The organism is Providencia sp. LY12 (assembly GCF_057621555.1).
Map to the genome: position 1 here is coordinate 2,920,466 of NZ_CM172594.1, position 12,978 is coordinate 2,933,443.

Below are 12,978 nucleotides of genomic sequence, written 5' to 3' on the forward strand. Positions count from 1 at the left end.
CTCAATAAACCTTTTATATCAATGATTCTATCTAATTCTAGTTTTACTTTCCAATGACAGGAGAATACTTTTTATTCAATATTTCTGACTTGGTACCAGTGCCTTTGATGGCTGTCGCGTTCAGTGGTGCGCCTGTGTTGCTGTGGGTATGTTCTGCTGTGAGTTCGGCTAGCTCTTTGACAACATCGAGTGTGTCTATCATCAACTGCGCGACGTTGATTTTTTGGCTACCTATCCAGACGACTGGGGCGATAATTTGTTGCTGAACTCCTGCAATACTTTGCTTTATCTGTCCAACTTTCTCTATGAGCTTTTGACTAATTTCAACTGTGGCATTCTGGCCAACATTAACGGTCATATCTTTTTCAATACTCGCAATATAGTTTGCTGATGTCGCGATAGAATAGTCACCCTCGGATAATTGCTGGATTGCCCCAGCTAACAATTTTCTTGTACCAAGAATGGTTAATGTGTCTGTTGCTTGTACTGTCGTTTCCCGTGCAACTAATTCACGTTGTTCTTTATCCGCTTTGATATTGCGTAGCATCGACGACTCATTAATGGTCTGGTCTGTTTCACGGTTCCAGCTACCATCTTGCGTCACGCGCTGAAAAACTTCTTTGCGCTGTTGCTGCAATTGCTCCCCTGGTTGTATATCCGGTAGGGTATTATTTTGACTGAGTGTTTGCCGAATAAATGGTTTATCCGGTCTGCCTCCCTCAAAAGCTATTTCAACTAATGTCCCCTCAGGTGGAAATTGAAACATACCACTTTCACCACCTGCCATCGGCAGTGGTAACGGCACGGCTTTATAAGTGGGTGCGGCAGATTCGTTACCATCACCATCAAGTAACTGGACATCAACGGCGTATTTGGGTCTGAATGGATCAGAAACATCACCGGCACTCACTGACTCTGTTGGTGATTCAATTCTGGCGAATTTTGGTAAATGTAGCCCTGCAGATAATTCAGGATATGCTTTATCAATTTGGCTTTGAATTGGGGTTTTATTTTCTGCTTTACCTGTGAGCGGATTTACTGCAGTCCAATAGAGTGTAATATCTTCATTTTCAAGTTGAATTTTGTTAACACGCTGATTATTGACCACGGTTCCGGCACGTAAAGCAGGAATTAAAGGATAAGTAGCGCTGTTACCTGCTGATTGCCCTTTTGAGAATTTTGCGGAGATTTCGTGGTTATCATCTTTAAACATCGAATCGGACCAACTTCCCACAAAGATTTTTCCATCAGGCATTTGGTACCACACATAATCATCAATACTGAAAACAGCGCCTAAATTGGCTAACAGTTGAAATCCGGTACCGTTGTGGGTGAAATGCGGAATCGGTGTATTAATATATTTCGCATCAGGCAAAATAAAGGTTAACCCGCTATTTTCGTGTAGATAGTCTGTGATGTTTTTTAATGTTGGGTGCTGAAATGAACATGGCCACATTTTATCAAATACCGCTACCAGCTCACGAACAAACAGTTTTTGAAATCCGTTCTCAGCAGGTTGTGCGCGTTCGACATATCCAGTGAAATAACGATAGAGCGAATCAGTGTAACCCGTGTCGAAGCGAACTAACTTTCCGGTATAGTCTTTTTCTGTTTCAACCGTTAAAAATCCACGCCCACACGCGGATAACTCCAGCATGATTTTGGCATCAACAATATGAACCTCATCACTGGATAAATAACAGCGGCTAATTGGCTTCATCAGAATTTATTCCCAAAATCATCAATTGGTTTCAAAACCGTACTTTCGAACCATGTTAATTCGTCTTTTTCTTCTGCAGCTGACGTTCCTTTAACCGGTGCTTTTGGATTACCGGTTTGTTTCTTCGCTTGAACTTGACCTGCTGCTCTAATATCTTTTTTCTCAGAAACAGACAAATGTTCTCTTAGCGTGAACGTGACTTGCCACGCCATTTGCCCGTCAATTTCGCTGGCGTCAATATTGCCCGTAAATGTAGCAATGCGAAAATTAATAGCTTTGGCAGTATGGTTGGCAACGCGATAACGCTTTAATTTTCCGCCGTCTTTGGCTTCGGCAAGGGCAAATAATCGCGATAGAATTTTGTCATCCGTAAAGTTAATCACGCCCGTGACACGCAGCTCTTTTGGCTTGATTCCTTGCTCAGCGACAGCTGTGCTCGACGTTTGACCGGATTGGTCTTTATCTTGAAATTGTACCGACGGGTTAACTTTGATGTTTTTTAAAGGGATCGCTTCGCCGTCAAGGGCGAATATGATTGTTGTCGGTTTCTGGTTGGTTGATTGGTTCATGAAGCATTCCCTTTAATGGTGCTAGTTCGCTTCCTGCGAACAGTGTTGCTAGTGTAAAAATAGCATCCGGCTCCGGAATATCTTTTTTTAGCTGCTCGGCTAAATAATCGCCCGTGCCTTTGCCCGTAAAACTCCAAATAACCACTGATTTTCCCAATAAATCAGCCAGTTTATTGCCAATGTCTTTGAGTGCAGTTTCTCTTGCTGACTTAAATCCCGACATCGCCGCTTTCATGGCATCTATACCACTGGCACTGCCTGCGCTGTTTTTGGCTTGTTCTATCAGTTGAGCGTTGATAGTGGCGCGGCTACTTGATGTTGATAGTGCCTGTGGCTTTGGTAAACCGCCAAATTGCGACCCCGGCAGCTGCATTTTGGTCATTTGCAGATTTGCCGCGGTTTTCGCCATGCGCTCAACTTGCGAAAAAACAGGCAAGGGGAATACAGTTGAAAATAGCTGTAACAGTGACATAAATTCAAGGTGACTTTTCGCACTGACCATCATGACAACGATTTCAGTTTCAGCCGTTCCCGCCAGTTTTTTGGCTATATGGTTAATAGAATTTGTTGGGCTTAAATAGCTTCCCGTTTCTGTTTTTTGCCCTAGCCCGTAGATAAATGGGTGTGCAGGCACCATCGAACAAGTTAGCCCCGACATAGTCGGGGACATTTTCATTACGGATTTACGCCACTTTGGGTGAATTATGGTTTCACTGGCCATGTGATATCCGGTGCGGTTGATGTGTCGATATCAGCAATGTTAATGCTGTAAATTTCCCATGCAGTAAGACTATTTTTATCGGCGTCAGTTGCCATATTCAATCGCACTTTACGCTCTAAAATAGTGATGTTTTTTTCTGCATCCTCAGCACACTGTTGCTTTTGCATTTCTGCTTCTGCGGTGTATTGCTCTTTTGAGACTGGCGGGTTTATGTATGCTTCAACCTCTTTATTAGTTATTTTTTTCAATACCTTCAGATGCTCTCTGATATCAAAGAAAACGGGAAGAATTTCAGAATATTCACTTTTTAAAGGCTCTAATTCATCTTGTACTTTATTGAATGCAATTAGAGCATTATTTTTTTGCTCTTGTTTATCGATAACAATTAAATCCAATTGAGCAATTTCTTCATCAAGTTTTTTAATTAAATCTTTAACAATTTCAATATCATCAGTAGTATTAAGTAAGATATCCTCACGTTTCCCTTGAACATGCTCATGTTGATTTAATGTCTCTTCTAATTCAATCGATGCTTTTTGTAAGCTATCAGCTAAAGTGCTATATGTTGGCTCCATGTCTAGAATCAACTTTTCAAGCTCACTCGCTCTCTCAACTTGAGTTAAATCTGACTTCGTATATGCAAATACGGCATTATCTTTATTTTTGAAATGTATCATTAGTTTAACTCCAGTACTTGAATACGAGCATTTGCTGTGAATGAATAAGTTGAACCTGCAGGGATCATGCTAACGCCCCCATTTCTAGAAGTTCCTGATGAGTTATAAGAAAGCATAACAACTACATTATCAACGGTGACTTCTATTCTTGGGTTCATGACGTTCTCTGTTAATATCAACGAGATAAATCTCGGTGTTTTCGTTGTATTTGTATAAGTAACACCTGAACTTCTTTGTGACGTCACATCAATATATTTACCTCTCCCAAACAGTGATTCAGACACCGCTTTCTGACTAATTGCAACCGTAGAGCTGCTACCTAATTCTTGTGCTAAATTCTGACTTGTCAGTAATTTCAGGACTTTTAATCGCGTTCCTGCATTGTTACCTGCGGTGACAGTAACATCATCAGAAAAACAACTTGCAGCAAACAGAGTGAATGAATCATTTCCCCTAGCATAAAACGATGCTGAGTAGTTACCGGGGAAATATTGGCTAGCAACTTCTCTAGAACTTAGTATTTGCGATGGCGTATCAACATTTCTCAATAATGAGAGCAACTCAGTATCATTCGCAGTTGATAGTGAGATACCACGCCCGCCAAAGCCGTAAGCCCCTATCGACATTAGCTCTTTACCATTAACTGTGATTCGCCCACCATCAATGGTCACGTTTGTGTTGCTGCGACTATTTATAATTTGAAGTGTATCCGGCGATGCAGGGCTACCATAGCCAAAATAAGCAGCTCGGTTGCCATTTGAATTTTTTATTGAATAAAAGGCAATTTCTTCATTCGTACACTGTATTGATATGGCTTCGTTTGATGACTTAACTGATATTGCCCCTGTGGTTGTACCACCTTTTTTATCAAATTTTTCATTAAGCCCAGCATTCAATGCAGCATTTGTTGCATAATCACCCGCAGGGGCATAATTTCCCGCAGGTTGATAGTTCCCTGTTGGCTGAAACTTCAAATTTGATTCTGTTTTTGTGTAACTTTCTCCGCGAAGTGCATAGTCCCCTTTATCTTGCTTTCCACCCAAACTATCATTGACTCTTTTCTCAAGCTCACTAATGGATTGGGTGCTTAACGCGCCTTTAGGGCGCAAGTCTTTTACGTTCCCCGATGCATCAACACTGGCAATGGCGAAAACTTGGTGCGTGAATCCCGTAGCATCAACATAATTACTCAGCGTTGCTGCTGATGTAATTTTGATAACTGTATTCCATTTGCTAACAATATTTCCTTGATAGCTGAAATCTGCGTAAATCTTGGTATTGCGTAACCCGTTTAAAATCTGATTTTGCTCTAACTGACCACGCAGACCTCCCACATATCCCAGACCCTTTTTAACGGTAAACTGTTCACCGCTACGAGTGACTTCAAAACCATCATTAAAGAATGCGGCTGCGCCGTAGTTATCGACGTTAATAAGACGCTGCATTTCATCCATGCCCGTTAGACGTGCAGTAAAGTCAATCTGCCACGTCTCTGCGCTGGTTTTGATTTGGGTTTCTTCTGCAGCGCCATTAAACTCAAGCAAGAATGAACGGATCAGAACATTACCTTGCTGCCCATTTTGCGTTTTCAGCTTTTTCTGGAGTGGGGCATGGGTGATCATCGCAACGGTACCGGATTCTTTATTAAGTAACCCAATCCAGTTAAAGTCGAAATCGCCTACATCTGCACCTAAAGTGACGCTGTATGCGACGGCATTCTCACTCACCAACCCTGCTTTGTTCACGGCTTGACGGTGAACAATCTGATTGGCAGGTGGTAACTTTTCGTTGCGGTCAATAGGTTTAGTCGGGTCTAAGTTCGGTACATTCGCGAACACAAACTCATTGAGTAAAACAGGCTTTCCTGTTGCAGCTTCTTGGGCTTTCCATCCCTCAAAAGCAATGGTAATAACTGATGCCATATAATGCAGTCCTTTACATTAATGAAGCGCCGTAGACTTCGCTCGACGCTGAAATTTGTCCAATTCGAATATAGAGCGGCTGATTAGGTAATGTTGCGTAATAGCAAATATATTCGGCTTCAACAAAACCAACTCGCATGCCAAGCTGATGCACAGCCATAACTTCAAAGCGATAACGGCGACAAGTACGCCCGTATTGCCTGATAATGTTTAACAATAAATCAGGGTTATTCGCTATTTGCCCGTCGCTAACGCGTAAGATAATGACGTCCCAGTCAATATCTGGCTGGCGCTCGTTAATTTCGACATAGCCCACGCCAAGGCGTTTAAATATTTCAATAAATCCGGCGACACTGCCGGAGTCTTTCGCATTGATAAACGCGTACTTCACGCGCTTACGGTATAAATCCAGCGGTTCATTATTAAAACGATGGATATCGCGTTGATAAGCAAGCAAGTTTAATAATGATTCAGTGCAGGTTTCTGCATCTAATTGCGCTAATGGCCATGTTAGCCACCCATAGATAATTTCCCAAAATCGCTTTGTTGCTCTTAGTAATGTTGCAGGCTCGCCTTTGTTCATCCACGACGGCAACAACAATCGTTTTAAGCGTTCCTTAAACTCTGGCATTTTTCACCTCAATCGTGAGTGATTTTAATCTCGGCACATTCAAATCACTGACAATATCGGGAATGCTAAAAACGATAGAATCCAACACCGTAAATTGTTTATGCAGCTCACGACCTAAATTTGAGAATGAAAAACGGGAATAGGGCCATGTCTTTTTAACATCATAAAGTGCGTTTTCACGAAAAGCACAACGCACTAAATCGCCCGCATCTTGCTTTAGCTTTTGCAGTTCTTCTGCTGTGAAATTTTCCACACTTGGCACAAATAGCGTCACTTTTAAAACATGCTGCGTTTCTTGCATCGGAAAGCACTGCATATCGTCACCATGCCCGTGATAGCCTTGTTTATTGATATAGTCATTCACTTTATCGATAAACGGCTGGCTTGTGACGCCACTGTCTAACAGCAAATATGCGTTTGCGGTACCCGGGCCACGCGGCGCATCATGCAAAAAGAAAATACGGTCAATACTCAATCCCACTACACTGGCAATCATGCCGCGATAAACAGCGTCAGTATGATAGCTGCCGACTAAGTTGTACTGATTGCGGCAACGGTCACGCAAATCGTTGTCACTCTCGGCATCTGCACCCGGTACTAATAACCAGTTTTCCTCGTTTTGTACTCTTTCAATGCCAGATATGGCCACGGGTAAAATACGGAAATAACCTGGGGCTAAGTTATAAGCTCCCCCGGCATGTTCAGCGATAACCGGCACTAATGCGCTAGTAGTATCAATCACCTTGGTTTCAACGGTTTTAACACTGTAAACAATTCCATTAATACGCTCTGTTTGAACAATCGTTCCCGCTGGCACAGTAATAGAGCCAGCCCCAGCAGAGCGATAAAAACGGATCACTCCGTTTGCTTGTGTTGCAGGTTTACGCTTTAAATTCACGCCCCATGCGAACATATCCAGCCATTGCCCTGACGCCGTGGCGAGATACATATTTTTTAACGTGACATTAATTAATGCCTCAATCAGCCAACGAACAGGGCGGGTTACAATCGTATTAATCAACCGCCAGAATGGCGACATATTCGATGTGTTAGTAATTAGCCCCTCATCGTGAACAATTTCAGCAAATTGTTGGCTGATTTCTTCCTCGGTGATGGGCATGCCACTTTCACGCAAAACATTTTCATAGTCGATTTCAGGGATGTTTTTGTTATTCATGACTCACCCCAATACTGATAGGACCAAAGTCATACGTTTCCGCTGTTACCCAAATCCGTGTTTTATTTTCTTCGTCGAGCACAACGGTACCCGGCACGAGTCGCTCGTCGCTTTCAACAAGAATTTCCATTTGTGTGAGAATATCCGCGCGTAATGTTGGGCTACGCTCCGCGACTAACTGCGTGGCAAGACCGCTTTCGATAATACTGTGGGCGACATCTTGAGTGATTGACCGACGGTTATTACACAACTCCGGTTCATTACCGGAGTTCAGTGTAAAGTTTCGGTCAGTAATTAATAAATCAAAATAGAGTAAATTATCCATTTTCCAGCGCAGTCCATTCCGCTAAATCCGTTGGTGACATTCCGTTTGTCACATTGAATGTTACGTTATCAAAACGCTTGCTGTTATCAATCGATTGGGTTCGGTTATTGCTGATTTGCCGACTAATGCCGCCTTTTTCTACGCCATTCAATTGCCCACCAACTAATAAACCCGCAGCACCTGCTGTGGCTGGTGCACCGTCAACGGTTCCGGTTGCTTTCGTTTCAATGTTGACACCCGGCAAGTAATTTAACTTTTCAACGATGCTGTTCCAGACGCCTGTAAACATATCTGTGATGGATTGCCAAACGTTTGAAAAAATGTTTTTGATAGTATTTCCCATCGCTTCAAATGTTTTGTCGATAGAGAAGTCACCAAAGAAATTAACGACGCTATCCCAACCCGCAACAATGGCATCAAATGTTTTTGTGAATGCGATTTTCGTTGTTTCAATCACAAGCATGATCGCTTTGAACGCCCATGTATCTGCAAAAAATGTTGTGAACTCATTCCACTTCTCTGAAATCCATTGCCATGCAACAGTAGCAATCTGTGCAACGCTTTTAATCCAAATCGCTACGGCCTGAAACGCTTTTGTGTCCATAATCGCAGCTTTAATATCATCCCAATATTTAATGAGGTAATAGATACCAACGGCAAGTAATGCAATTGCGCCAATGATTAAAAGAATGGGCCAACTCATAAACGTGAATCCTACACCAGCCGCCATTGCTGCTATACGAACAGCTAACAACGTTCCTCGAATAAATTTTAGCGCAATATTCCAAGCCAAAATTGCAGAACGATATAACCACACAGCAGCGGCACCTATTTTTAAGACGCCATTAAACAGTCCTACAATGATGCTAAAACCGGACATGATAAATTTACCAATGCCCATTACAATATTTGCTGCTGCGCCCGCAGCTGCAAATCCAAGCGTACCCATGGTGATATAACCAATCCAACGCGCGATATTTGGGAATAGTGTTAACCAGCGCACAAGTGTTTGACCACCCTCTGCGATTTTATCAATCAGCGGTGTGATAACAGGTAATAAAGTCATGCCAACTGCGATACGGATTGATTGCCAAATTGACATTAACCTTGCCCATGGATCAGCGAGTTTTTCAGCCTGCTCAGTGGTTCTTTTCATTCCATCGCTACCCCCCAAGAAACCAATATTTTTTCTTAAAATATCGACATTCCCGTAAAGCTGTTTTACGACCACAGCTGAGTCACCGAAAGCGGCTTCAATTTCTTTTTGTGCTTTGAGGTTTCCCTCTATGCTTTTCCCGTATTTAGCTTGTAATTTATCCAACATTTCAGGCATGGACAGCATTTGCCCTGACGCATTGACAAAGGACAGCCCTAATTTTTTACCGCTATCTTCGGCTGTTTTTAGGAATGCTTCATAAGCCCCGGATGATTCACCACCAAGCGTTCTTTGCAATTCACCTAATACGGCGAGCTGTTCATCAATGCCCACGCCAAATTGGGTACCCGCATTTTTTGCTCCCTCCATCAACCCCGTAATCTCAGCCATTGATACACCAAAGGCTTTGGACATATACACGGCTTTACCCGCTAAATCCTCTGCGAATTTAACATGGCCAACAGCATTGGCTTGGCTTTCGAACTGATTGAACATTTGCCCCATGTAGGCAGTTGCATCATCGGACGTGGCTTTTAATGCGGCGGCAGTAGTATTCGTGATACGGGTCAGTTGTGGTAAATCCTGTTGATTCAGGTTATTAATGCCTTTACTGATTGCTGTCGTTGAGTTCACAAAATCAATGGATGATTTCCCATATTGCGCCGCAAATTTGAGCGCATCTTTGGAAATTTTATCCATCACGCCATCGTCTATACCCTGCAAATTTGCAGTTATCATTGCATCTTTCATTTCAAGCGCGGGGTCTAAAATGCTTTTGACTGACCAAAATGATGCGGCAAGTCCTGCGCCACCAATGGCGATTTTTTGAAAGGCGTCTTGGCTGCTCTTAGCAAAGTTAGAGACAGCCGATTGCACCTGTTTGATGGGTTTAGTGATATTGTCGATAAGACTAAGAGTAAAATCTAATTCGCTCATGAGTCACCCTTAAATGCGGTTGTTATGCCATTTGCGATAGATATTCTGTGGTTTTCCCAGTAGCGATTATCTAGCCAAATCGCGGCGGCAATATTTTCTTCCGTGTCTGGCTCATGCGGTAAATACCGCTGCCGCAGTATCAAAAACTGCTGCAGCGGATTTTCTTCAATAGCGCGAACACGGTTAACTAGTTTTTTACGCTAATATCCAGCTTTGGCGCATACTCTTTGTTAACTTGCTCAACAATTTGCATTGCAGCGCTTGGGATAGCTAAAAGCTCGTCTAAGAACTCCTTGCTTTCAGGGGTAACAATTCGCTTTAAGTACGTGGTGATCGGTGCGACTTTATTGTCTAACGACATATCATTAATCATGCCGTTGTATGCTGTGATATTTGGCTCAAAGCTAATGTCTTTTTCGTTGATAGTGAGAGTGATAGTTTTTTTAGTCATGAGAGTATTCCTTTCTCTGTCTGATTTCGTCCGTTAATTGGTTGTGCCGTGCGGCACATTGACCATATAAAATAGCCATTTTTTCTAATGGCTCTGAGATGTCACGGCCTGTTGTTCCCTTGAGTCTCGGCAGTTCTGTCGAGCATTTTTTTAACAGGTTTTCCTGATAATTCACGTTCGATGTTGTCGGCTGTTTGGTTGTACATGCTGACAAACTCATTACTAACACAAACGTTAGTAAACACAGGCTTAATAATTTCAGTGCGTATTTCTCTGGGGGCAGCATTGGCAATCCCCTCCAATGTTTCTTCCAGCTTTTGACCTGATTGGCTGGATATTTCTTCAAACGCATCGCGGGTTTTATCAGCGGTCTTTTTCGCGGTTAGCTCTATGCTGTCATGATAAATACCGTTGACTTTCCAACCCGCAACGAATGCACAAATTAACAATGTGAGCGCGATTGCGAGTTGCTTTGTCATTACTTAACCCCGTTGTGCTCTAACGAATAATGGTTACCGTCGTTAAATCGACCGCCCCACGTTCCCCCGATAGACTCCCAATACTCACCTAGCGGCTGATGGTCAGTTGATTTAGTTAGCCACACGCCGTTTTTAAATAGATTGAAATCTACAGCTAATCGCTGCGTATGCAGGCTATTTTTGATACCTTTCCCCGACTTGGCATTTAATGCCGCCTGCTCTGGTGTGCGATAGGCTTCACCAAATGTTAAGCGATATCCGCGCTCGTCTGCCCAATTAATGAGCTGGGCAATCATGACAGTAAACAGTGCTTGTTTTTCACTAAGAGTCATTTTCTTAACTTTCCTTGTAAGAGTGCGCTTCCACGCTTTTTAAGCCACATTTCAACAGCTTGATACCCCGCGATACCTAACGCCGATGCAACCCCTGTGAGTGCAATCGGTGAAATATCGGGGATCCAAATTAAAATTGCTCCGGCGGCGACTGAGGTTGCCGACCCTAAAATCACACGACCAATAAACAACTTAATGGTGATAGGCTCTGCGCCCGTTAACATCTTTCCGATGCCGATTAACGCGCCCATTAACGCGATAGTAATCAGTGTTTTTTCGTGTTCTTCCATGAACCTAAAAACCTTATCCGATAAGGGTTTGAGTTAATTCCGACTCTAAATACGGAATACCATTAATGCTCACAAAATCAGGGCTAGTGACTAAAAACTTAATTTTGTGGGTCATGATTGCGCCACCTTTTGGATCAACATCCAAAATATCGCTGACAATCAACTTACACCCGAACGCTTCAACTTTCATTTCTTCGTTGCCAGCCTTGGCATACCAAAGAAAATCCTGCGGTTTGATGCTGCGCCATGAACCTGCTGCGCGTGCTTTTGCAGTGATAATTTTAAAATATTTAGAGCTGATTTCGATTTCACCTTCAGCACTCACATCACCCGCAACAAAACCGTCTGGCATACCGCGCGTTTGTGCCGCTGCGGTGTTATCTGTGATAGATAGATTGACTTTCTCTACGTGGATTAACTCCCCATCGATATTGAAGTCAAAGCTTTGACCGCTTAAACGCTGGCTCATGCGTTATCTCCCAATGTTGCGTCTAGCAAGATGCTGACAGTGATACCTTTCGGACATTCGTAAGTGCGCACCGTAATATAAATTTCAACAGTGTTTTTCGTTTTCCAGACAATAACCACGTCGCTATCTTGCGGCGGCATACATTCACCTGGGAATGTGACACCGTTGATTTCTGCGCTACGTGACATTTCACGCATCGTACGTGAGAAATAGGACTTATGGCTTTCAACGCTATTTGGCGTGCTGTTTAAGCTACGGTCTGCCATTTTCGCGATGGCTTGCAAACGAACACGACGCGCCGCTTTATCGACAATACGCAGGTTTTCAATTGCTTGAAAATCACCGCCCTCGACGTCTAATGTGCGGCCATCCGACCAGTACATACCATCATAGTCTGGATACCACATCGGAACGCTATAACGCAGTTTTTCCAGCGCTTGCAAAGTAGCTAAATCAATTTCAGCGTCGGCACTGTCTTTTGGATAATCAACACTCCCCAAGTCAATTAATGCGCCTGTTTTTACGCGGGCAGGGCTATCAGCAATGGTGACGGCACGGTTACATAATCGACCCGCTAAAACACCCGGCTCATTTCCCCATAACATTGGCACTAGCTGGATAGATTCTGCAGCTTCGCCTTTTTGTAATTCACCTAATCGCGTTAAAGCATCCTGCCATGTCTCGCCTTCTTGCAGACCTGCAACAGATAAAATGGACCATGTCCAACGCCCTGATTTAGCGATTAAGTTCGCGCGGAGTGTTTGCGCAGCTTTAATCGTTGCTTTTGTAGTGTCACCGATATAGACGTAACCCTCGACACTTGCAACTGATTGCGCTTTGAGTACGGCATCAACAAAATCAGTGTCAGTGGCACTGTCGGGCAGTACGTGAACATAACCAAACCAGTTCTGCCCTGCATTCGCCATTGCTGCTTTGATATTTGACTTTAAAGGGGTACTTTCTTCCCCGAGTAATTTGTCTAAATCAGTTTGGGTATTAATAGGCAAGGTTTCACCAATGTGATTTCCCCCTTTACCCACAAACAGCAAAACACGCTCAATTTCTTTAGTTTCGCCTTGTAACTGATTGACTTGATTAACCTGTACGTTAGGCCACATAGTTA

The 12,978-nt window shown here is 43.1% G+C and carries 16 protein-coding genes; all 16 read right to left on the bottom strand.

Annotated features, from left to right (window positions below; translation table 11 throughout):
• Positions 1-43: 43 nt before the first annotated feature.
• Positions 44-1,720: a hypothetical protein gene (locus ACY3ZI_RS13955; RefSeq protein ID WP_487375359.1), complete on the bottom strand. Its 1,677-nt coding sequence runs from the start codon at positions 1,718-1,720 to the stop codon at positions 44-46.
• Positions 1,720-2,289, bottom strand: coding sequence for a baseplate complex protein (locus tag ACY3ZI_RS13960; RefSeq protein ID WP_154602631.1), 570 nt, complete (start codon positions 2,287-2,289; stop codon positions 1,720-1,722). The genes ACY3ZI_RS13955 and ACY3ZI_RS13960 overlap by 1 nt, the downstream gene beginning before the upstream one ends.
• Positions 2,240-3,010, bottom strand: a complete 771-nt coding sequence (locus ACY3ZI_RS13965) for a hypothetical protein (RefSeq protein WP_487375360.1) — start codon at positions 3,008-3,010, stop codon at positions 2,240-2,242. The genes ACY3ZI_RS13960 and ACY3ZI_RS13965 overlap by 50 nt, the downstream gene beginning before the upstream one ends.
• Positions 2,992-3,687 carry a tail fiber assembly protein gene (locus ACY3ZI_RS13970; RefSeq protein ID WP_487375361.1) on the bottom strand — a complete coding sequence of 232 codons (696 nt, stop codon included), beginning with the start codon at positions 3,685-3,687 and terminating at the stop codon, positions 2,992-2,994. The genes ACY3ZI_RS13965 and ACY3ZI_RS13970 overlap by 19 nt, the downstream gene beginning before the upstream one ends.
• The gene (locus ACY3ZI_RS13975) at positions 3,687-5,609 is read right to left on the bottom strand and encodes a phage tail-collar fiber domain-containing protein (RefSeq protein ID WP_487375362.1); all 1,923 of its coding nucleotides are present in this window, start codon (positions 5,607-5,609) and stop codon (positions 3,687-3,689) included. The genes ACY3ZI_RS13970 and ACY3ZI_RS13975 overlap by 1 nt, the downstream gene beginning before the upstream one ends.
• A gap of 13 nt (positions 5,610-5,622) precedes the next feature.
• On the bottom strand, positions 5,623-6,240 hold the full coding sequence (locus tag ACY3ZI_RS13980) for a phage tail protein (RefSeq protein WP_487375363.1): 618 nt from the start codon (positions 6,238-6,240) through the stop codon (positions 5,623-5,625).
• The gene (locus tag ACY3ZI_RS13985) at positions 6,227-7,417 is read right to left on the bottom strand and encodes a baseplate J/gp47 family protein (protein WP_487375364.1); all 1,191 of its coding nucleotides are present in this window, start codon (positions 7,415-7,417) and stop codon (positions 6,227-6,229) included. The genes ACY3ZI_RS13980 and ACY3ZI_RS13985 overlap by 14 nt, the downstream gene beginning before the upstream one ends.
• Positions 7,410-7,742, bottom strand: coding sequence for a DUF2590 family protein (locus ACY3ZI_RS13990; RefSeq protein ID WP_487375365.1), 333 nt, complete (start codon positions 7,740-7,742; stop codon positions 7,410-7,412). Before ACY3ZI_RS13990 ends, ACY3ZI_RS13985 begins: the two co-directional genes overlap by 8 nt.
• A complete protein-coding gene (locus ACY3ZI_RS13995; RefSeq protein ID WP_487375366.1) occupies positions 7,735-9,834 on the bottom strand; it encodes a phage tail tape measure protein in 2,100 nt (699 codons plus the stop codon). The genes ACY3ZI_RS13990 and ACY3ZI_RS13995 overlap by 8 nt, the downstream gene beginning before the upstream one ends.
• Complete coding sequence (locus tag ACY3ZI_RS14000) at positions 9,831-9,977, bottom strand: DUF6890 family protein (protein ID WP_423810771.1); 147 nt, start codon at positions 9,975-9,977, stop codon at positions 9,831-9,833. Before ACY3ZI_RS14000 ends, ACY3ZI_RS13995 begins: the two co-directional genes overlap by 4 nt.
• Positions 9,978-10,021: 44 nt before the next feature.
• Entirely contained in the window at positions 10,022-10,285 is a 264-nt protein-coding gene (locus ACY3ZI_RS14005; protein ID WP_154602623.1) for a putative phage tail assembly chaperone, read from the bottom strand.
• A 101-nt stretch (positions 10,286-10,386) separates the two neighbouring features.
• Positions 10,387-10,764 carry a hypothetical protein gene (locus ACY3ZI_RS14010; RefSeq protein ID WP_487375367.1) on the bottom strand — a complete coding sequence of 126 codons (378 nt, stop codon included), beginning with the start codon at positions 10,762-10,764 and terminating at the stop codon, positions 10,387-10,389.
• Positions 10,764-11,096 carry a M15 family metallopeptidase gene (locus tag ACY3ZI_RS14015; RefSeq protein ID WP_487375368.1) on the bottom strand — a complete coding sequence of 111 codons (333 nt, stop codon included), beginning with the start codon at positions 11,094-11,096 and terminating at the stop codon, positions 10,764-10,766. The genes ACY3ZI_RS14010 and ACY3ZI_RS14015 overlap by 1 nt, the downstream gene beginning before the upstream one ends.
• Positions 11,093-11,386, bottom strand: coding sequence for a phage holin family protein (locus ACY3ZI_RS14020; RefSeq protein WP_487375369.1), 294 nt, complete (start codon positions 11,384-11,386; stop codon positions 11,093-11,095). The genes ACY3ZI_RS14015 and ACY3ZI_RS14020 overlap by 4 nt, the downstream gene beginning before the upstream one ends.
• Before the next feature lie 13 nt (positions 11,387-11,399).
• Complete coding sequence (locus ACY3ZI_RS14025) at positions 11,400-11,855, bottom strand: DUF2597 family protein (RefSeq protein WP_487375370.1); 456 nt, start codon at positions 11,853-11,855, stop codon at positions 11,400-11,402.
• Complete coding sequence (locus ACY3ZI_RS14030) at positions 11,852-12,973, bottom strand: DUF2586 domain-containing protein (protein WP_487375371.1); 1,122 nt, start codon at positions 12,971-12,973, stop codon at positions 11,852-11,854. Before ACY3ZI_RS14030 ends, ACY3ZI_RS14025 begins: the two co-directional genes overlap by 4 nt.
• Between the last annotated feature and the right edge of the window lie 5 nt (positions 12,974-12,978).

Coding starts and splice junctions, on each gene's coding strand:
- ACY3ZI_RS13955 (WP_487375359.1), bottom strand. CDS start 1,720: ATGAAGCCAATTAGCCGCTGTTATTTATCCAGTGATGAGGTTCATATT.
- ACY3ZI_RS13960 (WP_154602631.1), bottom strand. CDS start 2,289: ATGAACCAATCAACCAACCAGAAACCGACAACAATCATATTCGCCCTT.
- ACY3ZI_RS13965 (WP_487375360.1), bottom strand. CDS start 3,010: ATGGCCAGTGAAACCATAATTCACCCAAAGTGGCGTAAATCCGTAATG.
- ACY3ZI_RS13970 (WP_487375361.1), bottom strand. CDS start 3,687: ATGATACATTTCAAAAATAAAGATAATGCCGTATTTGCATATACGAAG.
- ACY3ZI_RS13975 (WP_487375362.1), bottom strand. CDS start 5,609: ATGGCATCAGTTATTACCATTGCTTTTGAGGGATGGAAAGCCCAAGAA.
- ACY3ZI_RS13980 (WP_487375363.1), bottom strand. CDS start 6,240: ATGCCAGAGTTTAAGGAACGCTTAAAACGATTGTTGTTGCCGTCGTGG.
- ACY3ZI_RS13985 (WP_487375364.1), bottom strand. CDS start 7,417: ATGAATAACAAAAACATCCCTGAAATCGACTATGAAAATGTTTTGCGT.
- ACY3ZI_RS13990 (WP_487375365.1), bottom strand. CDS start 7,742: ATGGATAATTTACTCTATTTTGATTTATTAATTACTGACCGAAACTTT.
- ACY3ZI_RS13995 (WP_487375366.1), bottom strand. CDS start 9,834: ATGAGCGAATTAGATTTTACTCTTAGTCTTATCGACAATATCACTAAA.
- ACY3ZI_RS14005 (WP_154602623.1), bottom strand. CDS start 10,285: ATGACTAAAAAAACTATCACTCTCACTATCAACGAAAAAGACATTAGC.
- ACY3ZI_RS14010 (WP_487375367.1), bottom strand. CDS start 10,764: ATGACAAAGCAACTCGCAATCGCGCTCACATTGTTAATTTGTGCATTC.
- ACY3ZI_RS14015 (WP_487375368.1), bottom strand. CDS start 11,096: ATGACTCTTAGTGAAAAACAAGCACTGTTTACTGTCATGATTGCCCAG.
- ACY3ZI_RS14020 (WP_487375369.1), bottom strand. CDS start 11,386: ATGGAAGAACACGAAAAAACACTGATTACTATCGCGTTAATGGGCGCG.
- ACY3ZI_RS14025 (WP_487375370.1), bottom strand. CDS start 11,855: ATGAGCCAGCGTTTAAGCGGTCAAAGCTTTGACTTCAATATCGATGGG.
- ACY3ZI_RS14030 (WP_487375371.1), bottom strand. CDS start 12,973: ATGTGGCCTAACGTACAGGTTAATCAAGTCAATCAGTTACAAGGCGAA.